At 64.8% G+C, this 22,510-nt stretch carries 19 protein-coding genes; 10 read left to right on the top strand and 9 right to left on the bottom strand.

Going from position 1 to position 22,510, the window contains the following annotated elements; genetic code table 11:
- The first annotated feature begins 139 nt into the window (after positions 1-139).
- From OKW28_RS02595 to OKW28_RS02585, 3 genes are all read left to right on the top strand, one after another.
- Entirely contained in the window at positions 140-1,339 is a 1,200-nt protein-coding gene (locus OKW28_RS02595; RefSeq protein WP_429443650.1) for an aromatic amino acid transaminase, read from the top strand.
- Between the two features lie 98 nt (positions 1,340-1,437).
- On the top strand, positions 1,438-2,232 hold the full coding sequence (locus OKW28_RS02590) for a class II aldolase/adducin family protein (RefSeq protein ID WP_429443649.1): 795 nt from the start codon (positions 1,438-1,440) through the stop codon (positions 2,230-2,232).
- Between the two features lie 71 nt (positions 2,233-2,303).
- Positions 2,304-3,287 (top strand): 2-dehydropantoate 2-reductase, encoded by a 984-nt coding sequence (locus tag OKW28_RS02585; RefSeq protein WP_429443648.1) that lies wholly within the window; start codon positions 2,304-2,306, stop codon positions 3,285-3,287.
- A gap of 116 nt (positions 3,288-3,403) precedes the next feature.
- On the opposite strand, the gene OKW28_RS02580 is transcribed toward OKW28_RS02585, so the two are convergent.
- The 3 genes from OKW28_RS02580 to OKW28_RS02570 all read right to left on the bottom strand — a co-directional run bounded on the left by OKW28_RS02580 (position 3,404) and on the right by OKW28_RS02570 (position 7,002).
- On the bottom strand, positions 3,404-3,589 hold the full coding sequence (locus OKW28_RS02580) for a hypothetical protein (protein WP_184009777.1): 186 nt from the start codon (positions 3,587-3,589) through the stop codon (positions 3,404-3,406).
- Between the two features lie 21 nt (positions 3,590-3,610).
- Complete coding sequence (locus OKW28_RS02575; RefSeq protein ID WP_429443647.1) at positions 3,611-5,347, bottom strand: FAD-dependent oxidoreductase; 1,737 nt, start codon at positions 5,345-5,347, stop codon at positions 3,611-3,613.
- A gap of 128 nt (positions 5,348-5,475) precedes the next feature.
- Positions 5,476-7,002 carry a PLP-dependent aminotransferase family protein gene (locus tag OKW28_RS02570; protein WP_429446820.1) on the bottom strand — a complete coding sequence of 509 codons (1,527 nt, stop codon included), beginning with the start codon at positions 7,000-7,002 and terminating at the stop codon, positions 5,476-5,478.
- A gap of 190 nt (positions 7,003-7,192) precedes the next feature.
- Between OKW28_RS02570 and OKW28_RS02565 the strand changes: the two genes are divergently transcribed.
- The 4 genes from OKW28_RS02565 (at position 7,193) to OKW28_RS02550 (ending at position 11,147) form a co-directional block, all read left to right on the top strand.
- Complete coding sequence (locus tag OKW28_RS02565; RefSeq protein ID WP_429443646.1) at positions 7,193-7,945, top strand: SDR family oxidoreductase; 753 nt, start codon at positions 7,193-7,195, stop codon at positions 7,943-7,945.
- Positions 7,946-8,182: 237 nt separating this feature from the next.
- Positions 8,183-9,154: an alpha/beta fold hydrolase gene (locus tag OKW28_RS02560; RefSeq protein ID WP_429443645.1), complete on the top strand. Its 972-nt coding sequence runs from the start codon at positions 8,183-8,185 to the stop codon at positions 9,152-9,154.
- 89 nt (positions 9,155-9,243) lie between these two features.
- The gene (locus OKW28_RS02555; protein WP_429443644.1) at positions 9,244-10,152 is read left to right on the top strand and encodes a LysR family transcriptional regulator; all 909 of its coding nucleotides are present in this window, start codon (positions 9,244-9,246) and stop codon (positions 10,150-10,152) included.
- A 104-nt stretch (positions 10,153-10,256) separates the two neighbouring features.
- The gene (locus OKW28_RS02550) at positions 10,257-11,147 is read left to right on the top strand and encodes an NAD-dependent epimerase/dehydratase family protein (RefSeq protein WP_429443643.1); all 891 of its coding nucleotides are present in this window, start codon (positions 10,257-10,259) and stop codon (positions 11,145-11,147) included.
- Between the two features lie 456 nt (positions 11,148-11,603).
- Here OKW28_RS02550 and OKW28_RS02545 read toward each other — a convergent pair whose 3' ends face one another.
- From OKW28_RS02545 to OKW28_RS02530, 4 genes are all read right to left on the bottom strand, one after another.
- Entirely contained in the window at positions 11,604-11,831 is a 228-nt protein-coding gene (locus OKW28_RS02545; protein ID WP_429443642.1) for a tautomerase family protein, read from the bottom strand.
- Positions 11,832-11,896: 65 nt separating this feature from the next.
- On the bottom strand, positions 11,897-12,634 hold the full coding sequence (locus OKW28_RS02540) for an SDR family oxidoreductase (RefSeq protein ID WP_429443641.1): 738 nt from the start codon (positions 12,632-12,634) through the stop codon (positions 11,897-11,899).
- 86 nt (positions 12,635-12,720) lie between these two features.
- Positions 12,721-13,506, bottom strand: coding sequence for a carboxymuconolactone decarboxylase family protein (locus OKW28_RS02535; protein ID WP_429443640.1), 786 nt, complete (start codon positions 13,504-13,506; stop codon positions 12,721-12,723).
- A 50-nt stretch (positions 13,507-13,556) separates the two neighbouring features.
- Entirely contained in the window at positions 13,557-13,967 is a 411-nt protein-coding gene (locus OKW28_RS02530) for a (R)-mandelonitrile lyase (protein WP_184009769.1), read from the bottom strand.
- Positions 13,968-14,081: 114 nt separating this feature from the next.
- Here OKW28_RS02530 and OKW28_RS02525 point away from each other — a divergent pair, with 114 nt between their 5' ends.
- Positions 14,082-14,987 (top strand): LysR family transcriptional regulator, encoded by a 906-nt coding sequence (locus tag OKW28_RS02525; protein WP_429443639.1) that lies wholly within the window; start codon positions 14,082-14,084, stop codon positions 14,985-14,987.
- 64 nt (positions 14,988-15,051) lie between these two features.
- On the opposite strand, the gene OKW28_RS02520 is transcribed toward OKW28_RS02525, so the two are convergent.
- Together OKW28_RS02520 and OKW28_RS02515 are read right to left on the bottom strand one after the other, a co-directional pair.
- Positions 15,052-17,031 (bottom strand): AI-2E family transporter, encoded by a 1,980-nt coding sequence (locus OKW28_RS02520; protein ID WP_429443638.1) that lies wholly within the window; start codon positions 17,029-17,031, stop codon positions 15,052-15,054.
- A 141-nt stretch (positions 17,032-17,172) separates the two neighbouring features.
- Complete coding sequence (locus OKW28_RS02515) at positions 17,173-18,453, bottom strand: DUF445 domain-containing protein (RefSeq protein WP_429443637.1); 1,281 nt, start codon at positions 18,451-18,453, stop codon at positions 17,173-17,175.
- Positions 18,454-18,660: 207 nt separating this feature from the next.
- Here OKW28_RS02515 and OKW28_RS02510 point away from each other — a divergent pair, with 207 nt between their 5' ends.
- Positions 18,661-19,866, top strand: a complete 1,206-nt coding sequence (locus OKW28_RS02510) for a metallophosphoesterase family protein (RefSeq protein WP_429443636.1) — start codon at positions 18,661-18,663, stop codon at positions 19,864-19,866.
- Positions 19,863-22,484 (top strand): AAA family ATPase, encoded by a 2,622-nt coding sequence (locus OKW28_RS02505; protein ID WP_429443635.1) that lies wholly within the window; start codon positions 19,863-19,865, stop codon positions 22,482-22,484. Before OKW28_RS02510 ends, OKW28_RS02505 begins: the two co-directional genes overlap by 4 nt.
- Positions 22,485-22,510: the final 26 nt, after the last annotated feature.

The raw sequence follows: 22,510 nt of genomic DNA, 5'->3' as shown, positions 1-22,510 counted from the left end.
GCGGCACGCCGACGACCGACACTCGTGCGGGTCGACTTGGCCCGGCAAACCCGCTTAGACTCAAGGTTTGCCCTGTCGTCCCGCGGCGCGCGGACGACCGCTACAACAGGCCTGCAAAGGCCGTCTTCAAGGACCCGTCATGTTCGACCATATTCCCGCCTATCCGGGCGACCCGATTCTGAGCCTGAACGAAGACTTTCAGCTGGACCCCCGGCCGAACAAGGTCAACCTCAGCATCGGCATCTATTTCGACGACGCCGGCAAGCTGCCGGTGATCGACGCGGTGCGCCGCGCCGAAACCGCGCTGCTCGACGCGATCGGCCCGCGCTCGTATCTGCCGATGGCGGGTCTGCCGCTCTATCGCGACACCGCGCAGGCGCTCGTGTTCGGCGCCAACAGCGCGGCGCGCGCCGAAGGCCGGATCGCGACGCTGCAAACGCTCGGCGGCTCGGGCGCGCTGAAGGTCGGCGCCGATTTCCTGAAGCGCTATTTCCCCGGCTCGCAGATGTGGATCAGCGATCCGAGCTGGGAAAACCATCGCGTGGTGTTCGAAGGCGCGGGCCTCACGGTCAACACCTATCCGTACTACGACGCGCAAACGGGCGGCCTGCGCTTTGCCGAAATGCTCGCCGCGATCGACGCGCTGCCGGAAAAGAGCATCGTGCTATTGCACGCGTGCTGCCATAACCCGACGGGCGTCGATCTGAGCCCGTCGCAATGGGCGGAACTGGTGCCGGTTTTGCAGCGCCGCAAGCTGATCGCATTCGTCGACATGGCCTACCAGGGTTTCGGCGCGGGCCTCGAAGAAGACGCCGCGCCGGTGCGCCTGCTCGCCGACGCGAACGTGCCGCTGATCGTCGCGAACTCGTTCTCGAAGAATTTCTCGCTTTACGGCGAGCGCGTCGGCGCGTTGAGCGTGGTCTGCAAGAGCGCCGACGAAGCGGCGCGCGTGGCGGGCCAACTGATGTCGGCGGTGCGCGCGAACTACAGTAATCCGCCGACGCACGGCGCGCGCCTCGTCGCCAACGTGCTCGCCGATGCGACGCTGCGCGCGTCGTGGGAAGCCGAGCTCGGCGCGATGCGCGAGCGCATTCTGGCGATGCGCAAGGTGATCCACGCGGGGCTCGACGGACGCGTCGATGAAGTGATGCGCGCGCGCTATGTCGCGCAGCGCGGCATGTTCACGTATACGGGCCTGTCCGAAAGCCAGGTCGAGCATCTGCGCAACGAATACGCGGTGTATGTGCTGCGCTCGGGCCGCATGTGCGTCGCCGGGCTGAACGCGCGCAACGCGGACTATGTCGCCTCGTCGATCGCGGCGGTGGTGTCGGGCGCCTGAAGCGCTCCGGCGCTCGGGCCGCTGTTGCGGCACGCGTGAATATGATGGGCGGCGCGCACGGGCGCGCCGTCACAACGACAATCCTGGAGACACCGACTATGGCCACGACCCTCGAAGCGCAACCGGCGAGCCCGCCCAGATCGGCCAAGATGCATCCGGACGAATGGCAGGCGCGCGTGCAACTTGCCGCGAGCTACCGGATTTTCGATCTGCTCGGTTGGACCGAGATGATCTACAACCACATCACGCTGCGCGTGCCCGAAAGCGTCAGCGGCCCGGAGCGCCAGTTCCTGATCAATCCGTTCGGGCTGCACTACAGCGAAGTGACCGCGAGCAATCTGGTGAAGATCGACGCGCAGGGGCGCGTGCTCGACGGCTCGCCGTATCCGGTGAATCCGGCTGGCTTCGTGGTGCATGCGGCGATTCACGAGGGCTTGCCCGACGCGCACTGTGTGATGCATACGCATACGACAGCGGGCGTCGCGGTCGCCTGCCTCGAAGAGGGCCTGCAGCAGACCAACTTCTATAGCGCGCAGTTGCACGACCGGATCGCGTATCACGACTTTGAAGGCATCACGATTCATTCGGAAGAGGGGCCGCGGCTGCTCGCGCATATCGGCGACAGACAGGCGGTAATCCTGCGCAACCACGGTCTGCTATCGTGGGGCCGGACGTTGCCGCAGACCTTCGCGATTCTGTGGACGCTGAATCGCGCGTGCGAAGTCCAGGTGGCGACGTTTTCGATGGGCCGCGCTCGGCCGGTGCCGGAGGAGGTCGCGATTCGCTGCTCGCGCGACGCGCTGCAGTTCGATCCGCGCCACGGCGCCGGGCAGGACGTGTTCGATGCGCTGGTGCGGCGGGTCGACCGGATCGATGCGAGTTTCCGGCAATGATTGAAGCCACGCGTAAAAGAGCGCGACAATCAACGCTGCAATAATCACAGCAACAGGCAAGGATTCAGGCGATGAAAGTAGCGATCTACGGCGCCGGCTCGATCGGCGGCTGGATGGGAGTGAAGCTCGCGCAGGCGGGCCATCGGGTCAGCGTGGTCGCGCGCGGCGCGACGCTCGACGCGGTGCGCCAGCATGGTCTGCGGCTGATCGAAGGCGGCGTGATCTACGCCGAGCAGGTGAAGGCGAGCGACAAGCCGGCCGATCTCGGCGTGCAGGAACTCGTCGTGATCGCGGTGAAGGGCCCGGCGATGGCGACCGTGGCCGCGCATATCAAACCGCTGCTCGGCCCCGAGACGATCGTGCTAACGGCGATGAACGGCGTGCCTTGGTGGTTCTGCGACGGCCTGGGCGGCGAACTCGCCGGCCAGCGCCTGAAGACGATCGATCCCGACGGCGCGATCACCGCCGCGATCCCGGCCGCGCAGACGGTCGGCTGCGTCGTGCATGCCAGTTGCCTGATCGACGCGCCCGGCGTGATCCGGCATCACCAGGGCAACGGACTGATCGTCGGCGAGGCGTCGGGCAAGCCGAGCGAGCGTGTCGGGCTGCTCGCCGCGCTGTTGCAGGCGGCGGGCTTCCATGCAACGGCTTCGGCGCAGATCCAGCGCGACGTGTGGTTCAAGCTATGGGGCAACATGACGATGAACCCGGTCAGCGCGATCACCGGCGCAACGACCGACCGGATCCTCGGCGACGAACTCGTACGCGGTTTCGTCACACACATCATGCTGGAGGCGAAGGAAATCGGCGCGCGCTTCGGCATCCCGATCGACCAGGCGCCCGACGACCGTCACGCGGTCACGCTGAAACTCGGCGCGATGAAGACGTCGATGTTGCAGGACGTGCAGGCCGGCAAGGCGGTCGAACTCGATGCGCTGGTCGGCGCGGTGCGCGAACTCGGGCAACTGACGCGGGTGCCGACGCCCTATACGGATGCGTTGCTCGGACTCGCGCGGCTGCATGCGAGTACGTTGGGCTTGTATCCGAGGCAGTGAGGCCGGTCTGCCGGCGCCCGTTTTGTTGCGATGGCTGTAATTCCCTCGCACTGCTGCGGCATTGCCGTTACCGCCTCTAGCGAACCGCCTCCAGGGAGGCGGCTTGTTTGCCCGCGCTAGGCCGTGGCGGCAACCGGCAGCTTCGCCGCTTCGATCAACGACAACGCGCGCCGCGAGTCGTCGAGTTCGGTCAGGCACAAGAGCGCGAGACGCGCGAGATACAGCGACGCCTGCGCCTCGCCTTCGTGGGTCAGCGTGTTGCACAGCGTCGTATAGACGAGGTCGAGATCGGAATCGGTCATGATGTCGAAGGTCCTTGCGCGTTAATTCTGCTGTGTCAGCGTGGCATCGAGCGCGCGCAGAACGGCCGCCACGCTGCCGTTGCGCCAGCGCGCGAGCACGTGGCCGTCGGGGCGGATCAGATAGACGGTGCCGGGTTGTGCGTCGAGCATGTCGTGCAGGCGGCCGGTTGGGTCGATCGCTCGAGGGCTGTTTGCCGATTGCGCTTCGGCCGTGACGATATCGATCACGTTGAACGGAACGCCTTGGTTGGCTAGCGTGCTTTGCAGTTGCCGCCACGCGTCACCATCGTTCGCGAGGTCTGCGTCGAAGCGCAGCGCCGTGAAGCACGGTCCGAGCAGATCGGTTAGATGGATGCCGAGCCGTGCGCCATCTTGCGATTGTTTGAGCAGCCTGCCCTCGGGCAGCACGGTACCCGGCGCGGGGCCGCGATCGAACGCATCGGCTCCGTCGCCTGCGAAGTTCAGCGGCGATTGCCGATACGCGATTGCATGCGTCTGGCGCGGATTGATCAGCGGCCGCACCGCCGCATGCCGCTCGGCGAGCCCGAGCACGGCCGTGCGCAGCAAGTCGAACGCGAAGGTCGGCGGCGCCATGAACTCGGTACTTTTCATGCCGTAGCTCAGGTTCTCGCGCGCCGCGTACACACGTTCGTCGCTATAGCTATCGAGCAGCGCTGGCGACGCGCTCCCATTGATCACGCAACCGAGCTTCCAGCCGAGATTGTCGGCGTCGTCGATGCCGGAGTTCGCGCCGCGCACGCCGAAGATCGGCACCAGATGCGCGGCGTCGCCCGCGAATAGCACGCTGCCATGCCGATAGCGTTCGAGCGTCAGCGCATTGGCCTTGTAGATCGTGATCCAGATCGGCGACCAGGCGCCGGCTTCGCCCATCGAGTCGAGCAAGTTTTGCACGCGCGGTATCACGTTCTCGGGCAGCACGGCGGCGTCGGGGTCTTCGTCGTCGCGTAACTGATAGTCGATGCGCCACACGTTGTCAGGCTGCTTGTGCACGAGCACCGTCGAGCCCGGATTCGACGGCGGATCGAAGTACGCGAGCCGTTCGGTCGCGCGCGTGCTGTCGAGTTCGATATCGACGATCACGTAGCGGCCTTCGTAGGTCGTGCCTGTGAGCTTCAGCCCGAGCAGGTCGCGGATCGTGCTGCGTCCGCCGTCGCAGGCGACGACCCACGCAGCGTCCATCTGCCAGCTTTTGCCTTGCGGATCGGCAGGATCGGCGCTGCGCAAGGTCAAGGTCGCGCCGCCCTGCGGCCGTTGCTCGAGGCCCGTCACACGCGTTTGCCAGCACACGTCGATCAGATCGACGTGCCGTTCGATCTCGTCGAGCAGCAACTGCTCGATCTGATACTGCGCGATATTGATCATCGGCGGCAGCGACTGCTCGTCGTCCTGATGCATCGCGAAGCGGAACACCTCGGTGTCGCGATAGAAACTGCGCCCGCCGGTCCACGCCAGCCCCTTTTGCAGAAAACCGTCGACGACGCCGAGCCGCTTGAAGATTTCGAGGCTGCGTCGCGAGATGCAGATCGCGCGGCTGCCGGTGCACACGGTGTCGTCCGCCTCGATCAGCACCGAGCGCACGCCCTGGCGCGCGAGTGCAAGCGCGAGCGTCATGCCGACCGGACCGCCGCCGACGATCGCGACGGCGCGCGCTTGTGGATCGCGTCCGTCGATGAGCGGCGGCACCACGGCCGGATAGCGGCGCGGGGCGAACGGATAGGGCTTGAACGGGCGGGTCATGCGTGTCTCCAGTTTGCTTGCGTTATCGGTGCAGTATGCGACAGCGTTCGCGCGCGGCTGTCCTCATTTTGGGTACAGCGCCGCGCGCGAGCGTGAGGAATGGTGGAGACCTGGACCTTCGCCGCTCGTTAGCCGTCCAGACAGGCGCGCAAGCTCCGTGCGAGGTGGCCCGCTTCACCTGCATTGGCGATGTTGGCGAAGCCCATCACAACGCCACGCGGCGTGCTACGCGTGCGACCATTCGCGTACCAGACCGAGAGCGGCAGAACGGCGAGCCCCGCTTCGCGGGCGCGCGCCGCAACCGCGACGTCGTCGACCGGGCCATCAGGGCCCTCGACGAACTGTGCCGCGAACTGGATTCCCCCTGGCGGCAGTTCGACGATCAGCCGTTCGCCGAACGCCTGCTCCAACGCGCGCACGATCAGCACGCGCCGCTCGGCGTATAACGCACGCATGCGCTTCAGATGTCGCGCAAAATGCCCCCGCTCGATGAAGTCGGCCAAAGCGGCCTGCAACAGGGTTGGCGATCCGGCGTTCATGCTGCGCGCCACCCGCCCGACGCGCTCGACGGCCCGCTCCGGCACCACCGCATACGCGAGCCGCAAGCCGGGAAACATCACCTTGCTGAATGTGCCGCAGTAGATCACGTGATCGCGACGATCGAGGCTCTTCAATGCCGGCAATGGCCGGCCCAGATAGCGGAACTCGCTGTCGTAATCGTCTTCGACGATCCAGCTGGACGCTTGCTCTGCCCAGCCCAGCAACGCCATGCGTCGGGGGAGCGATAACGTGTGCCCGAGCGGGCTCTGGTGCGACGGCGTGACCAGCGCGAAGCGCGCCTGCGCATCCAGCCGTGTGCCGTGTTCGACGTCGATCCCATCTTCGTCCACCGGCACTGCGACGAGCTGCACGCCGGTTTCGGCGAGAAAACCGCGCGCGAGCAGATAGCCCGGATCTTCGTACCACACGCTGTCGTTCGGGCGGGCGAGACTGCGCAACACGAGCTCGAGCGTCGCACGGTAGCCGCCCGTCACGAACACCTGGTCCGGCAGGCAGGTCACCCCGCGCGACAGCCCAAGATACGTGGCGATGTGTTCGCGAAGCGGCCGGTAGCCGACAGGATCCGGGTACGCGAGCATCGCGTGCTCGCCGCTGCGCGCGCGATGCGAAACGAGGCGATTCCAAACCTTGAGCGGAAACGCGTCAAGCGCGGGCAGCCCGGGTTGCAACGGCCGGGGCTCGCCGCTCATGGCGGCGGCAATGGCAAGCTGGCGCGGCGCCGGTCGAGCGCCGTGCGATTCGCCTGGCGTCTGAGCTGCGGTAGCCGCTTTAACGCTCTGCGTGCCGTTCGAACTCTTTGTGCTTTGCGTACGCGAGCCCGTCACTGAAGCTGGCAGCGAGGGCGACACGAACGTGCCAGCCGCACCGCGCATCTGGAGGTAGCCTTCGTCGACGAGGACCGTATACGCCAGTTCAACCGTGCCGCGCGCCGTGTTCAGTTGCGTAGCGAGGCTGCGCAGCGCGGGCACGCGATCGCCTGGACGCAGATGCCCTGCCGCGATCGCGGTTCTGAAGCGCGCGCAGATCTGCAGGTAGATCGGCAACTGGAGCTGCCGATCGATATCGACGGTGAATTCGGTAGGCGATACGGTCATCACGGTCTTGCCGGCAAGCAGACCGGAATCAGGATGTCCTGGTCCGATCGACAATTCATGGCACTTTTCGATAGTTCATGATGTTCTCACAATAGCCTCACACGATGCGACGGCGGCGAGTTCTTTCCCGCGATGCAACGGCCGCGAGCCGCCTGCCCGTGTCAACTGACTCTCATCTGGAGAATGTGCCATGAAGATCGTCGTAATCGGTGGTTCCGGCCTGATCGGCTCGCGCCTCGTCACGCTGCTCGGCGAGGCGGGTCATGAGGCACTTGCTGCTTCGCCGCGTACCGGTGTGAACGCCGTGACGGGGGAAGGTCTGAGCAGCGCGCTAGCCGGCGCGGACGTCGTAGTGGATGTGGCGAACGCCCCTTCCTGGGAGCCTCAGGCGGTGCTCGACTTTTTCCGCACCTCGACGCGCAACCTCGGCAAAGCCGAAGTGGCTGCAGGGGTACGCCATCACGTCGCGCTTTCCATCGTCGGCTGCGACCGCACGCCGGAAAATGCGTATTTCGTTGCCAAGGTCGCGCAGGAAGAGGCGATTGAAGCGGCGGGCGTGCCCTATACGATCGTGCGCGCGACCCAGTTCATGGAATTCATCGGCGCGATTGCTGATTCCGGCACAGTGGGCGGGACGGTGCGCGTTGGGGACGGACTGTTCCAGCCGATAGCCGCGGACGACGTCGCAGCGATCCTCGCGCAGGTCGCTCTCGCCACGCCACTGAACGGCACAGTCGATATCGCGGGCCCGGACCGTGAACCGTTTGCCGCCATCATCAGACGTTATTTGAAGTCTGTCGGCGACCCGCGCCCTGTTGTGACGGATCAGGGTGCGCGCTATTACGGCGGCCGCGTCGAGGAACAGTCGCTCGTACCGCTCGGCGACGCGCGGATCGGCCGCGTGAGCCTGGGCCAGTGGCTGGCGCAAACTGACAAGGGGTGATTTCAGGTCGATGCGAAACCAGAATCAGCATGTTTGCGTTTTGCCTGGCGGTTTCAAGAGTGAAGCGCAACAGCGGGTTTAATGTTTAGAGCCTTTAGGGAAAGCGCACCTGATGACATTCTCACTGCTCCCAATTGGCCCACTGAAGCCGTTGAGTAAGCTTTTGAATTCGCCTTCCCCCCAGCAATGAAGTGCAATTTACCTGGCGCAATTTCGCACTAAACGGGAACCACGATCATGTTCAAACCTGTAACGAAGACGACAGTCTTCTCCGCGGTAACTGCGGGCATTTCAGCATGCAGCATTGTGCCCACGTCATCCTCGTCGGCGCCGAAGGTCGAAGTCGGCGAGGTGCAGGTCAATCCTGACATCAAGCTGCGTCATATGGTCTATCGGCCCGCGCATCCAAAGGGTACGGTACTGTTCCTGCACGGCTTCCCGGAGACGATGTACGCGTGGAAGCCCATTGCCGAGTCCCTGTCCAGCGACTACGAGGTGCATGCGTTTGACTGGCCGGGCTACGGACAGTCCTCGCGTCCAGGCGCCGATCGCTTTTCCTACGCGCCGAAGGATTATGCGCATGTGCTGGAAGACTATATCCGCACTTCTGGCATCGACAGTTCGAAGCTGTTGATTTATGCGACCGATATCGGGGCCTTGCCTGCGCTGCTGGCAGCATTGGAGCAGCCGAATATCGCCAGGCAAATCATTGTTGGCGATTTTGCCCCGTTCAACCGCCCGCAGTACATGTACGAAAGCCTGCAGGGCCTGAAGTCAAAGCCATCGTCTGACGCCGTGCATGCCGCGATGAACCAGAACCGCGACGAAATCCTGGCAAACACGTTCTTCCGCGGCATGTCGGCGAAGGAGCGCTACGCGTTGTCCGAGGAGTTCAAGGACGATATGGCGAAAGGGTGGGGCGGTGATGTCACGTCGGCCGACGCCTTCTTCCACTACTACTCGTACTTCACCCGCGACCAGGACTACTTCGAAGCCAACATGGCAAAGCTGAAGATCCCCGTGAAGGTGGTGTGGGGCGAGCAGGATTTCTATATCAAGAAGGAAATGGGCGTTGAGTACGCGAACCGTAACGGTGTGAAGCTTTCGATTTTTCCTGAACTCGGCCATTTTCCGCATCTGCAAGCGCCTGAACAGACGGTGAGCGAAGTTCGGGCCGCGTTTAGCGCGGGCAATCCTGTGAGTGACTAGAGCGAGTGCGCCGTCGATGCAGAGGTGGTTTCCGATGGTTCGACTATGGTTGCCGTCGACGATGATGCCATTCAGGTATCATCGAAAACATGGATATTGGCGGCTTTGATCTCAATCTACTGAAGGCGTTCGACGCGCTTTATGCTGAGCGTCATGTAACGCGCGCGGGACTGCGCATTGGTCTCAGTCAATCGGCGATGAGCGGAGCGCTCACCCGCTTGCGGGAACTGTTCGACGATGAACTGTTCATTCGCGCGCCGTCGGGCATGCAGCCGACTCCACGTGCGTGCGATCTTGCCGTTTCGATATCCGATGCGTTACGACTGATACGGGGGACGTTGCGGCCCGACGAATTCGATCCGGCGACAGCCGATCAGGTGTTCACGATTGCAATGAACGACTATTCCGCTTTCGTTCTGCTGCCGCTGCTGCTGGCACGCCTGAGCATCGAGGCGCCTCACGTTGACGTGCGTGTGCGCGGTACGTTCGGCCGGGATGAAGCGGTGGAACTGCTCGACAGTGGCGAGGCGAGTCTCGCGATCGGCTTCCCCGTCGAAGTGTCGGCGCGCATCCTCACGCGCCCCTTGCTACAGGAAGATTTTTCGTGCATAGCTCGTCCAGGGCACCCCGCGTTTGCGGACGGTGCCAGCGTTGAGGACTTCGCGGCTGCGTCGCATCTGCTGGTATCTCCCGAAGGCGATCGAGCGAGTCTGGTTGATCGCGAACTCGCGAAGCTGGGGCTCGAAAGGCGCGTGGCACTGAGCCTGCCGCAATTCCTGGTTGCCCCCTTCGTCATCGCCGAGACCGATCTTGTCGCGACGGTGGCTTCTCGTGTGGCCCGACGCTTCGCGACGAGCGGGCTCGGCATCGCCGTACATCAGCCGCCGATCGGACTGCCCCACTGGACGCTCGCGATGCTGTGGCATCGACGCGCCGACACTCACGCACCCACCCGTTGGATGCAGAACGTCATAGCCGAGGTTGCCGCCTCGGCATGACGTTATCGCTGCGAGCGATATCGACACATCAGAACTTGCGATTTCCGTCGAAAATACTTGTCCGCTATTCTCTGCCTCAACGGAATTTGAAAGAGGTTACGGAAATGCGAGTGCTGATCACGGGAGCAACAGGGTTGATCGGCGGGGCTGTAGCCCGTCGATTGAGAGCGGGTGGGCATGACGTCGCAGGGTTGGCCCGTTCGGACACCAGTGCGGGGAAACTCGTTGGCGAGGGCTTCGACGTCATACGAGGCGACCTCGCCGACTCGGCGAGCATCGCCTCCGCAGCCCGTACAGTGGATGCCGTCATTCATGCTGCCTCGCCGGGCGACCGGAATACCGCAACTTATGACATGGCCGCGACCCGCTCGATCATCGAAGCCCTGCGCGGCACCGACAAGCGGTTCGTCTACACGAGCGGCTGTCTGATTTATGGGCCGACCGGCGACACACCTGCAACCGAAGACAGCCCGCTGCACCCGCTCGAGCTCGTGCGCTGGCGCGAGCAGCTTGAGGGCCAGGTCCTCGCGGCTGCGACCGAAGGTATTCACCCGAGCGTGATTCGGCCAGCCTGGGTTTACGGTAACTGGGGTGGAACCGCAATGATGATGTACGGTGGCGCCAAGGAGCACGGTGTCGCGCGCTACGTCGGTGACGGACGAAACCGCTGGTCTACCGTGCATGCCGAGGACCTCGCCGATCTCTACGCTCTCTCGCTGGAACGGGCTCCAGTGAGCTCAGTCTTCAACGGCGTCCACGGCACGCCAACACCACTTATCGAGATTGCTCGCGCGGCGAGTAACGCCGCCGGAGCCGAGGGCCGAGTAGCGTCATGGCCGCTCGACGATGCACGCCAGTCGCTCTGGACATTCGCCGACGCGATCGCCTGCGATCAGGTCGTATCCGGGGAAAAGGCGAAGCGCGAGTTAGGCTGGCGTCCGTCGCAACGCTCTATCGTCGACGAGTTGCACTCTTACGCATCGGTTGCACTCTGAACGCATTGCGCCTCTTGAGGCGCCTGCCCAGTTGCGGCGGAGTTCACTTAACCATGGGTTCGCAGGCAAGAACTAAAGAGTCTCGAAGACTTCTACGTTTTCGTCAGCGTGGGCGAACCTGACCCAAGCACCGAGCTTGCGCGCTCGGTCAATATTTGAGAGTTGCTCCATGCTGCATACGCTTTCGATCTGGTTTCTCGTCGTCGCATTTTTCGGTGCCGGGCTACGGCGGTCTGGACCGTCTTGCGTCATCGTGAGCTTTCCCATCTTGCTCCGCTCGGAGTCTTCTTCGTTCTGATCACGCTGGCGGGATTCACGCTACAGGGTCGTGACGCTCGCCACTGCCGAGAACGGAAATAGCACCCGGCGGTTTCGTTATCACCGCCGAGGCAGATATTCGCGGAGCGGTCGCGACAACTCCCGCCGCAGGTGACTTGCACATCATGATGGCTGCCTTTACATCCGGTATCCGGGTTTCTTGTACAGCGTTCGAGAGCGTGCCTCGATGTCTGGACGATAAACTTCTTCTTTCCATCGCTCAGACGGAATCTCCTCAAATCCGACCGAGACCGACTCTTCTCCATAACCCAGAATATCCATCACATCGCGGGTGATTGCCTCTGCCAGACGTCGCTTCTGTTCCTCCGTCTTTCCCGGCCAGGCTTTAACGATGACATGCGGCATGGCATCTTTCTCCAATGATTGAAAGGCCGGGCGGGCGAGAAATACACGGCCGGTCGTCCCAGCGCTCAATATGCCTGGGTAGTGGGACGGAAAAGCACTTCGTTGATGTCGACGTCATCGGGCTGGCTAATGGCGAAGGCCACCACGCGCGCAAAAGAGCTGGCTGGGATCGCCTTCTCGCACGTCCTGGCCATGCCCGCGGCGACGTCCTGATCAGTAATCGTGTCGATCAGTTCGGTCGCGACTGCGCCCGGCGAAACGATGGTCGTGCGGATGTTCCAGGGTTTGACCTCCTGGCGGAGTCCTTCCGAGATTGCTCGCACTGCCCACTTCGTGCCGGCGTACACCGCGCCTCCGGGACCGACCTTGTGGCCAGCGACGGACGAGACATTGATGATCTGGCCGGCTTTCTGCGACTGCATGTGTGGCAGCGCGGCCGCGATGCCGTACAAAACGCCCTTGATATTGACGTCGATCATCCGGTCCCACTCGTCGATCTTGAGCTTGTCGAGCATCGAACTCGGCATGAGGCCGGCGTTGTTCAGCATCACATCGACGCGGCCGTGCAGTTCCACGGCACGATCAACCAGCGCCTTGACCTGGTTGCGGTCGGTGACGTCGGTCTGCACGATCGCCTTGGCATTGAGTCCCAATTCGCTTGCAAGCGCCTCTAGCCGATCAAGGCGACGCGCGCCGAGGACAACTTTGGCACCCTGTCTGGCAAGGTGGCGCGCGGTTTCCGCGCCCAGACCGCTGCTGGCGCCCGTGATGACGACGACCTTGCCGTTGATGTTTTCGCTCATGACTTCCCTCACTGATGTTTGTTCGAGCTTCCACCTCGGTTGGAAAAATGCGGCTTCCCAACCGGTGGACGATCCGGCATCGACGTTTATGCCGCTCGCTTCGCGAATACATCCTTGAACACGGGCATCGCCGAAAAGACGTTCGGCCAGCCTGCGTAAAAGGCGAGCTGCGTCAGCATTTCGGACGCCTCGTCCTTCGTCAGACCGTTGTCCATGGCACGGCCGAGGTGATACGGAATCTGCGCGACCTGACCGCTGGCAACCAGGGCGCTCACCGTGACCAGGCTCCGGTCGCGTGGAGCGAGTCCTGGACGCAGCCAGAGGTCGCGGAACAGCACATCGGTCGTGTACTGAACAACGCCGGGAGCGACCGACCCGAAGCTTTGCTCGACCGCCTGCGCACGCAGTTGCTCTGCGACTTCGTTCAGTGGTAGCGGCTCGACATCGGCCCGAGGGACCTGATCGATACCGATGCCACGTTCATCGAAGATACACTTCGCGACGACAGCCGCTGCGGTCGCATTTCCCCAGCCGGAATAGAAGGCGAGGTGCGTGATCATTTCCGAAATCTCGGCGGGCTTCACACCGCTATCCAGCGCCAACCGGAGATAGAACGGCATCTCGATGGTCTGGTTGCGGGCGATGAGCACCGACAGCGTCACGATGCTCCGGTCTCGCGGTGACAGTTGCGGCCTCTTCCAGAGGCCGCCGAGCACGGTCTGGTTCGTATAACGCGCGAATGCCGGAGAAACGGGAGTGAGATCAACTTGTGACAATGGATCTTGCATGTTTCCAGTCCTTTCCATTGAGGTACAGGCAGCGAAGATAAGCGCCACGCCTGTCGCCGTAACGACGCGCGCCAGCAGCCGCATTCTGGATTCGCGGCGCACAAAAGTGTACGCCTGCGGCCTCATGAACCGCATTACACCTGCTCGCCGCTGCCGAGGTACTGCTCGTCCGTGACCTTCTCCAGCCATTCGACGTTCTTGCCGTCGAGCGCTTCCTGAATGGCGATATGTGTCATCGCGGTCGTCGAAGTTGCGCCATGCCAATGCGTGTGGCCAGGCGGGCACCAGATCACGTCACCAGCCCGGATTTCGACGCGCGGCTCGCCTTCGCACTGGGTCCAGCCACAGCCGGCCGTAACGATCAAAGTCTGGCCGAGCGGGTGGGTATGCCAGTTAGTCCGCGCTCCCGGCTCAAAAGTGACGCTCGCGCACGAAACGCGTGCCGGCGGAGGCGGAGCGTTCAGCGGGTCGAGCCGCACCGTGCCCGTAAACCATTCTTCAGGGCCTTTCTTCGAGGGCTGGGAGCCCGCACGTTTCAATTCCATGACTGTTCCTCGTCGGTATCGTCGGGGCGATATGCCACTGCTGTTAATCTAACTCCTGGCAATTGATGCGACTAGATCGCAATATCGGGATGCCCTTATGCTGTGGAGCATTAATTGAAAGAGGATTTCAACGATCTGGTCGGCTTCATGAACGTCGCGCGTGAGCGCAACTTCACGCGGGCGGCCGCGCAACTGGGAGTCTCGCAGTCGGCCTTGAGCCGGACGGTTGCCGGCCTTGAAAAGCGGATGGGCCTTCAGTTACTGATGCGCACTACCCGGAGTGTCTCGTTGACGGAGGCAGGCGAACGGCTACTGGCGGCGATCGCACCGCGTTTTCAGGAAATCGAAGCGGAGGTCGATTCTTTGCGCGCGATGACGAGCCGACCAGGCGGAACTGTCCGGATCACGACCACCGACTACGCGGCAAACTCGTACGTTTGGCCGCGTCTGCAACCGTTGCTGCGCCAGTATCCGGATCTGAAGATTGAATTGCTCAATGACTACGGGTTAGCCGACATCGTCGCGGATCGGTACGACATCGGCGTGCGGCTAGGCGACCAGGTGGCCAAAGACATGATCGCGGTGCGAATCGCGCCTGACATGACGATGGCAATCGCGGGCTCTCCAGGCTACCTGCAATCGACCGCACCGGCGAAGACGCCGCAGGATCTAACGCTGCACAACTGCATCAATCTCCGATTGCCAACGCGAGATTCACTGCTCCCGTGGGAGCTACGGAAGGGGCGGCGAGAACTGCAGGTGCGGGTCGAAGGGCAGCTCACCTTCAATAGTGTCTACCAGATGATGGACGCAGCGCTTGGCGGGTTTGGGCTCGCGTACGTGCCCAAAGACCTGGCTGAGGTGCATGTCCGGGCCGGGCGCCTGAATTGGGTGCTGGAAGACTGGTTTCCCACGTTCGTCGGACATCACGTCTATTACCCTGGCCGCCGCAAATCATCCCGGGCAGTCGAGCTTGTAGTGGACGCATTGAAGAGCGGTTATCAGCGTCGAGCGCAGTGACCGGCAAATGGCGATCACGACGCAGATTTTCACCACTCCGGTCACGGCGTCAGCCTACCCAGCCTCAGCCGGCGCTGGCCGTCTGCGACGGCTGCCGCATCGGCTGCCCAGCCGTCGCCGCGTGACATGCCTCGATCATCGCGCGGAACGTCGGCGACGCATGCAGCTCCCCGCCCGCATCGAGTTCGACGCTGCCGTCCGGCGCGTCGCCGACGCCGACGCCGACCACCAGCGTCGCGCGTGGCCGCCATTCGCGCGTGCGCCGCAACATGTTCCGCAGGTACGGCGGCGACTCGGGCGCGTCGAGCGACACGATGCAGATGATCGACGTGTCCTTGAAGCTCGGCTCGTCGGCGCGTGCGCTGCGATAGCCCGAGTGCGTCGCCATCAGCGGCGCGAAGCCCTGTCGGTTCAGCAGTTGCACAGCGATCGCGGTCGTCACTTCGTCGAACGCGCCGCGGCCGGGCACGCACAACACCGCTGCTTTGCCCGCTCCGTCCGGCTGTTGCGAGCGCCTGAGCAGATCGCTGCGGTGTCGCTCCGTGGCACCCGCGCCCGGCGACGCCAGGTCCGGCGCCCCGGCAAGCAGCGCGTTACCCGCGTCCGCCGGTTCGGCAGGCGACAGCGAATCGCGCAGCCCTTCGGCGATGTCGAGGTTCTCGACGATGTCGACGAGCGCGTCGTTGATCCGCTGCAACTGGTCGGGCATCAGCACGCCGCGCTGCGCGTCGTTGCGCGCGAGCCGCAGGCCTTCGAGTGCGACCTTGTCGTAGTAGTCGATCAGCGACATCTCGCGCAGCAGCCGTTCGGCCTGCACGATCGCCTCGTGCGGATCGTCGGCGAGCAGGCGCTGATAGAAGTTCTGCGCGGACGTCAGCGCGGGCTGATCGCCGAGCAGCACGGTCAGGAAGTTGAGCCGGTCCGCGTAGCGCCCGAGCGTGACGACGCACAGCGTGAGCGGCGTCGACAGCACGAGGCCGATCGGCCCCCACAGCCAGCTCCAGAAAATCGCCGCGACCACCACCGCGAGCGGCGACAGGCCCGAGCGATGACCGTACAGGAGCGGCTCGGCGATCTGCCCGGCGACCACGTCGACGACGATGAACAGGATCAGCGTGAGGACCGCCATCGTCCATTGCGGCTGGATCGCGGCTGCGAGAAAGAATGCGAGGATCGCCGCGATCCAGATGCCGATGTACGGCACGAAGCGCAGCAGCGCAGCGATCACGCCGAACAGCAGCGCCCCTGGTACGCCGATGATCGCGAGCCCGACCGCGATGATGCCGCCCGCGCTCAGATTCACGCCGAGCTGCGCGACGAAATAGCGTGACAGGCGCCCGGCGGCGTCGTTGATCGCGGTTGTCGTGCGGTGCAGGTCGCGCGAACCGAACAGGCTGATCAGACGGTCGCGCAAATCCTCGCGCTGCAACAGGATGAAGATGGTCACGACGAGCACGATGAAGGTCGTCTCGATCGGCGCGATGGCCGGCGTCAGCGCGCGCTGCGCGAGTTGCACCGGTGTCGGCGCGGGCTCGTGCACCTCGACCTGTTGCGGCACCTGCGGCGCGTTGCGCGCGGCGCGGCCGGTCGGGCGCGGCGGCGCGGGGCGCGATGGCGCCACGCGCTGCAGCGCGCTGGCAGCGCTGCTCATCAGGGCGTCGGCGCGGCCCACGGTCTTTTCCTGCACGGTTTCGATCTTCTGCTCGATCGCTTCCTGGTACTGCGGCAGCGCGTCCGCGAGCTGCACGAGCTGCGCGCCGATCAGCGCGCCGACCGCGAGCAGCGAGGCGAGAGCGAACAGCACCGCGATGAAGATCGACGGCAACTGGCCCATGTGCAGACGCCGCAGCATCTGCACGAGCGGCGCGAGCAGGAAGCTCAGCAGCACCGACAACGTGATCGGAATCAGTATCTCCCGCCCGAAGTACAGCCCGCACACGACCACCACGCCGGTGATCAGCGACACGAGGCCATGCAGGCCCGGCGTGCCCGGCGGGTAAACGCGGTTGGGCCGCCCTTGCGGCGGCGGTAGCGATATTTTCATGTAAGCAGAATTCCGGTTGGGACGCGTTGACGACCGAGCGGAGCACTGGTCGTCAGCAAGACAGATGCCCGAATTGTAGGCGGTTTGGTGGGAGGGGCTCACGCGTGGCTGCGCGTTGAGTCGCTCAATGCGCTCGAGTCGTCAGCCGACATGCACCCGCAGCATCTCCAGCCACAGCGAACTCACATACAGCAACAAGCCGATAAATCCGCCGACGATCGTCCCATTGATGCGGATGTACTGCAGATCCTTGCCAATATTCATCTCGACCTGGTGCGACATCTCGTGCGCGGGCCAGTTCTTCACCGTATCGCTGATATGGCGCGTGAGGAACCGCGCGAAATCCGGCGCCATCGCGCGCGCCGCTTCCTCGAGGTGATCGTTCAGCGATTGCCGCAGCGCTGGATCGCGCGCGAGTTCGCGGCCGACCCACGCGCCCATCGCGGCGACACGCGCATGCAGTGCCGAATCGGCGCTTTGCAGATCGCGCTTGAGCCACGCGCGCAGCTCGCCCCACATGTCCTTCACGTAGCTGCCGAAAGCCTCGCCTTCGACCAGATAGCGCTTCAGTGCTTCGCCTTGCTGCAGGAACACGGGATCGGTCTTCAGCCGCACGATCAGCTTCTGCACCGCCTGATCGAACTTGTCGCGCAGCTCGTGCGTGGGGTTCTGCGCGATCTGTTCGAGCATACGGTTCGCGGCGCTCGCGATCGCCTCCGCCCCCTTGTCGCCGAGCCATACCGACGGCAGAAACTTCTCCATCGTCGGATACTCGCTTTTCACCCAATCGACGATGCGCGCGGCAATGAATTCGCGCGCTGGCGCCTCGCGCAGCACCGCGATCACTTGATCGATCGCGGTGTCGAGCAGTTCCTGATGGCGGCCGTCGCGCGTCAGCGTGTCGAGAATCGCGCCGAGCGATTGCGACAGATCGACTTTCGCGAGCACGTCGCGCAACCCGTCCCTGATGAAGTTCTGAATGCGCGCGTCGTCGGCGACGTCGAGGATGCCGCCGGTGAGCCGCACCACGTAGTCGCCGAGGCGCGCGGAGTTGGCCGATTCGCTGAGCCAGGCGGTGATGGTCTGCGCCGGATCATGCCGGCGGATCAGACCGACCAGCGACGGCACGTCGAGAAACTTGTCCTGCACGAAGTGCGCGAGGTTGTCGGCGATCTTGTGCTTGTTGCGCGGGATGATCGCGGTGTGCGCGGACACGAACGGAATCGGCACACGGCGAAACAGCGCCGCGACCGCGAACCAGTCGGCGAGCGCGCCGACCATCGCGGCCTCGGCGACGGCCTTGATGCCGTCGACCCACAGGCCGCGCGGCAGGAATGCGGCGACGACGAAAACGCAGGCGGCCGCGAGCAGCAGCAGTAAAGGCGTGCGCTTGGCCTTCTTCAGTTCTGTGGTCTTGTCCATCGGGCGCGGTTGATCGTGTCGGGCGGGGGCTGGAAAGTCGGCGGGCTCGGCCGGTTCGGTTGCAATGATGCGGTACGGCCCGCGCCCGCGTCCAGCCTGGATACGCGCGCGCAATACGCGCCGGCGCTTCGGCAAGGTAACATTCGCGATTGGGCTCCTCGGCGAAACCAGCGCAAGAGGACGCAACGCAATCGCAATGGAGGCACAGTGATCAGGTTTCTGCACACCGCGGACTGGCAGATCGGCACGCAATTCGGTCAGTTCGAACCGGACGAGGCCGCGCATCTCGCCCAGGCGCGCTTCGACACGGTGCGCCGCATCGCCGAAGAAGCGGCCGCGCGCAACGTCGACGCGGTGCTCGTCGCGGGCGACGTGTTCGATCTGCAGACGGTGTCGGACACCGTGATCCGACGTTTGTTCGCCGCGCTGCAAGCGTTTTCCGGAGCGTGGATCATGCTGCCGGGCAATCACGACGCGGCGCTCGTCGAAAGCGTGTGGACCCGCGCGCAGCGGCTCGATTGCGTGCCGCCGAACGTGCGCCTCGTGCTCGAAGCCGGCGTCGTGCTGCTCGACGCGTGCCGTTGCGCGCTGCTGTGCGCGCCGCTCACGCAGCGCATCACCTACGACGACACCACCGCGTTCTTCGATTCCACCGATGCTCCGCCCGGCTATCACCGCGTGGGGCTCGCGCATGGCAGCGTCGGCGGCATTCTGCAAGACGGCATCGATTCGTCGAATCCGATCGCGCCGACGCGCGCCGCCAGTGCGCGGCTCGATTATCTGGCGCTCGGCGACTGGCACGGCCATCTGCGCGTCGACGAACGCACGTGGTACGCGGGCACGCACGAGCAGGACCGTTTCCGCGCGAACGAGCCGGGCTTCGTGCTCGACGTTACCGTCAGCGATCCCGGCGCGGTGCCGCAGGTCGACGCGGTGCGGGTCGGGCAATACCGGTGGCATCGCTGGGACGAGACGATTTCGGTGCCGACCGATGTGGATGCATTGAAAACCCGCCTCGCCGAACTCGGCGCGAATGACGTGCTGCGCATCGAGGTCGGCGGCACCGCGGCGCTCGCCGATGCCGAGGCGCTGCATGTCGCGGTCGAACAGGCGCGCGCGCGCGTGCGCGCGTTGCGTGCCGATCTGGGCAGTCTGCACGTGCTGCCGACCGCCGACGATCTCGCCGAACTCGGCGCGCAAAGCGGCTATCTCGCGAAGGTGGTCGCGCGGCTGCGCGGCCTGCAGGAAGACGCGCAGGCCGATCCGCAAGAGGCGCGGCGCGCGGCCGAGGCGTTGCTGCTGCTGGCGCGTTTTCAGCGCGAACAGCGGCAACGCGATTCCCAGGCCGCACCACCCGCGCAGACGCGCGAGCGGCAGCAACCTGAAGCGCCGCGTGAAGGAGCCCCCGCATGAAGCTGCAACGTATCGCGATTCAGGAATTCAGGCAGTTCGGCGGGCAGATCGTGATCGACGATCTGCAGCCCGGTCTCAATCTGTTCATCGGCCCGAACGAGGCCGGCAAAAGCACGATTGCCGAGGCGGTGCGCACGGTGTTCCTCGAACGCTACAAGGCGTCGCATCTGAAAGACCTGTTGCCGTGGGGGCTCGCGAGCGGGCAGCCGTCGGTCGAGGTCAGCTTCGAACTCGATGGTGTGGCGTGCAGTCTGTCGAAGCAGTTCGTGTCGCGTCAGCGTTGCGAGCTGAGGATCGGCCAGGCCGTGTATGGCGAGGACGAAGCCGAAGACAAGCTCGCCGCGCTGCTCGGCTTCTCGCGCGCGGCGCGCGGTCCGATGAAAGCCGAGAACGCCGGCGTGCCGGGTCTGTTGTGGGTGCAGCAAGGCGGCACGCAGGAGATGCGCGATTCGACCGGGCACGCGGCGCAGTATCTGCGCGACGCGCTCACGCAACTGTCGGGCGGCCGCGAAACGGGCGGCGAGGACGCGCTGATCGCGGCCGTGCAGCGCGAGCTGCGGCAACTGCTGACCGCACGCACGCAGAAGTCGACCGGGCCGCTCGCCGAGGCGGAGCAGAAGCTCGCCTCGCTGATCGCGAGCCGCGACGAGCTGCAACAGCAGCGCCAGCAGTTCGACGACAACATCGCGCGCCTCGCCGCCCAACAGCAGGCATTCGACGACGCCGAGCGCAGGCGTCCGTGGGAGCTTCACGAGCAGAAGGCCGCGCTCGCGCAGCAACGTGCCGCGGCGGTCGAACAACTCGAACGCGGTCTCGAAGGGCTCGCGCAGTCGCTGAAGATTGGCGAGGCCGAACTCGCGTTGTCGGTGCAGCAGGAGCAGGGCGCGCTCGAACTGGAAGCGGCCATCGCGCGCGAACGCGAGCAGCTCGACGCGGCGCGCGCCGAGGTCGCGGCCGCGCAAACCGCGCATGCGCAGGCGCAAAGCCGTGTGGCGCAATTCGAGCAGGCATCGGCCGAGGCGAACCGCGCGCTCGAACTCGCGAACGCGGCCGTCACCGCCGCCGATCTGCGCAGCCAGGTCGATTTCTATCGGGCGGAGGGCCAGCGGCTCGAAGCGTCGATCGGCGAGGCGGACAAGGCGAACGCGGCGGTGTTGCAGGCCGCGCGCGACGCGGCGGCGCTCGAACTCGACGACGCGCAGTTCAAGCGCCTCGTCGCGCTCGACGGCGAATTGACCGTGCTGCGCGCGCGGACCGAAGCGGCGATGACGCGCATCGAGTACAGCTTGAATGGCGAATTGAGCGTCGGCGATCAGACGATCAGCGGCACGGGCGTTCTGCATGTCGACGATGAAAAACGCATCGGCCTCGGGAAGCTCGGCGAATTGCGCGTGATTCCGGGCGTGTCCGATCTGTCCGCGCGGTTGTCGGAGCTGGCGTCGCTCGAGGCGAAGCACGCGCAGTTGCTGCGGTCGCTCGGCGTCGCGTCGGTGGGCGATGCGCAGGCGCGTCACGAGCAATGGAAAACGCTGGTCGCGCAGCAGAAGAGCCAGGCGAGGATTCTCGAGGTGCACGCGCCGCAAGGCATCGATGCGTTGCGCGCGGCGCTGGCATCGACGGCGGCGCGCTTGCAGGCGTCGAGCGAGCGCCTTGCCAGTCTGCCCGATGTGTCGGCGGCGGCACCGCTCGACGACGCGCGCCGCAACGCCGACATCGCGCGCGACGCGTTGGAGACCGCGCGCAAGGTGCTCGCGCAGGCGGCGGGCGCGCAATCCAGCGGCGTTGCGAAGGCCGATTCGCTCACGGCGCAGTTGCAGCGTAAAGAAGCGCAGCTGCACGACGAAGCGTTTCGGCGCAACCGCGCGCAGTGGCAGGCGCATATCGTCGAGCAACGCATCAAGGTCGATGCGCTGAAGAACCAGCGCGGCGAGCGCGAGCGCGAACTCGATGCGGCGCGTCTGGACGACCCCGTGGCGGAGGCGAAGCGCTATCGCGCATCGGCGGACCTCGCGCGCAACGAGCAGCACGAGCGTCAACTGCGGATCGCGGAGCTGCGTAGCCAGCTCGAAACGATGGGCGCATCGGGCCTCGGCGAACGGCTTGCCGCGCTCGAAGCCCAGGTTGAGCAGGCCACCCGTCGCAAGGACGAACTGCGCCTGCGCGCGAGCGCGCTGAGTCTGCTCGACGAAGTGCTGGTCGACGAACGCGACGCCGCGCTCGCCCAACTGCGTGCGCCGTTGACCGAGCGGGTCGGTCACTACCTGAAGCGGCTTTTTCCGCAGTCGAGCCTCGCGCTCGGCGACGATCTGATTCCGGCGATGCTCGATCGCGACGGCCGCGCGGAACTGCTCGATGCGCTCAGCTTCGGCACGCGCGAACAGCTCGGCATCCTGACGCGGCTCGCGTACGCGGATCTCTTGCAGGCCTCAGGCCGGCCGACTCTGCTGATGCTCGACGACGCCGCGGTACACACCGATGCCGCGCGCCGCGACGCGCTCAAACGCGCGTTGATCGACGCGGCGACGCGGCATCAGATTCTGGTGTTCACGTGCCATCCGGAGTTGTGGGACGACCTGGGCGTGAGGCAGCGGGCGGTGCAGGATCTGAAGGTGGCGTGAGCGGGGCGGGCCGGTACCACCCGGTA

It is taken from the genome of Paraburkholderia sp. 40, assembly GCF_050434105.1.
Lineage (GTDB): Bacteria > Pseudomonadota > Gammaproteobacteria > Burkholderiales > Burkholderiaceae > Paraburkholderia > Paraburkholderia tuberum.
This window is presented reverse-complemented; position numbering and strand designations above follow the sequence as displayed.

What these genes read in the sequence shown, in the direction of transcription:
- OKW28_RS02595 (WP_429443650.1), top strand. Translation starts at nt 140, where the DNA reads ATGTTCGACCATATTCCCGCCTATCCGGGCGACCCGATTCTGAGCCTG.
- OKW28_RS02590 (WP_429443649.1), top strand. Translation starts at nt 1,438, where the DNA reads ATGGCCACGACCCTCGAAGCGCAACCGGCGAGCCCGCCCAGATCGGCC.
- OKW28_RS02585 (WP_429443648.1), top strand. Translation starts at nt 2,304, where the DNA reads ATGAAAGTAGCGATCTACGGCGCCGGCTCGATCGGCGGCTGGATGGGA.
- OKW28_RS02580 (WP_184009777.1), bottom strand. Translation starts at nt 3,589, where the DNA reads ATGACCGATTCCGATCTCGACCTCGTCTATACGACGCTGTGCAACACG.
- OKW28_RS02575 (WP_429443647.1), bottom strand. Translation starts at nt 5,347, where the DNA reads ATGACCCGCCCGTTCAAGCCCTATCCGTTCGCCCCGCGCCGCTATCCG.
- OKW28_RS02570 (WP_429446820.1), bottom strand. Translation starts at nt 7,002, where the DNA reads ATGACCGTATCGCCTACCGAATTCACCGTCGATATCGATCGGCAGCTC.
- OKW28_RS02565 (WP_429443646.1), top strand. Translation starts at nt 7,193, where the DNA reads ATGAAGATCGTCGTAATCGGTGGTTCCGGCCTGATCGGCTCGCGCCTC.
- OKW28_RS02560 (WP_429443645.1), top strand. Translation starts at nt 8,183, where the DNA reads ATGTTCAAACCTGTAACGAAGACGACAGTCTTCTCCGCGGTAACTGCG.
- OKW28_RS02555 (WP_429443644.1), top strand. Translation starts at nt 9,244, where the DNA reads ATGGATATTGGCGGCTTTGATCTCAATCTACTGAAGGCGTTCGACGCG.
- OKW28_RS02550 (WP_429443643.1), top strand. Translation starts at nt 10,257, where the DNA reads ATGCGAGTGCTGATCACGGGAGCAACAGGGTTGATCGGCGGGGCTGTA.
- OKW28_RS02545 (WP_429443642.1), bottom strand. Translation starts at nt 11,831, where the DNA reads ATGCCGCATGTCATCGTTAAAGCCTGGCCGGGAAAGACGGAGGAACAG.
- OKW28_RS02540 (WP_429443641.1), bottom strand. Translation starts at nt 12,634, where the DNA reads ATGAGCGAAAACATCAACGGCAAGGTCGTCGTCATCACGGGCGCCAGC.
- OKW28_RS02535 (WP_429443640.1), bottom strand. Translation starts at nt 13,506, where the DNA reads ATGCGGCTGCTGGCGCGCGTCGTTACGGCGACAGGCGTGGCGCTTATC.
- OKW28_RS02530 (WP_184009769.1), bottom strand. Translation starts at nt 13,967, where the DNA reads ATGGAATTGAAACGTGCGGGCTCCCAGCCCTCGAAGAAAGGCCCTGAA.
- OKW28_RS02520 (WP_429443638.1), bottom strand. Translation starts at nt 17,031, where the DNA reads ATGAAAATATCGCTACCGCCGCCGCAAGGGCGGCCCAACCGCGTTTAC.
- OKW28_RS02515 (WP_429443637.1), bottom strand. Translation starts at nt 18,453, where the DNA reads ATGGACAAGACCACAGAACTGAAGAAGGCCAAGCGCACGCCTTTACTG.
- OKW28_RS02505 (WP_429443635.1), top strand. Translation starts at nt 19,863, where the DNA reads ATGAAGCTGCAACGTATCGCGATTCAGGAATTCAGGCAGTTCGGCGGG.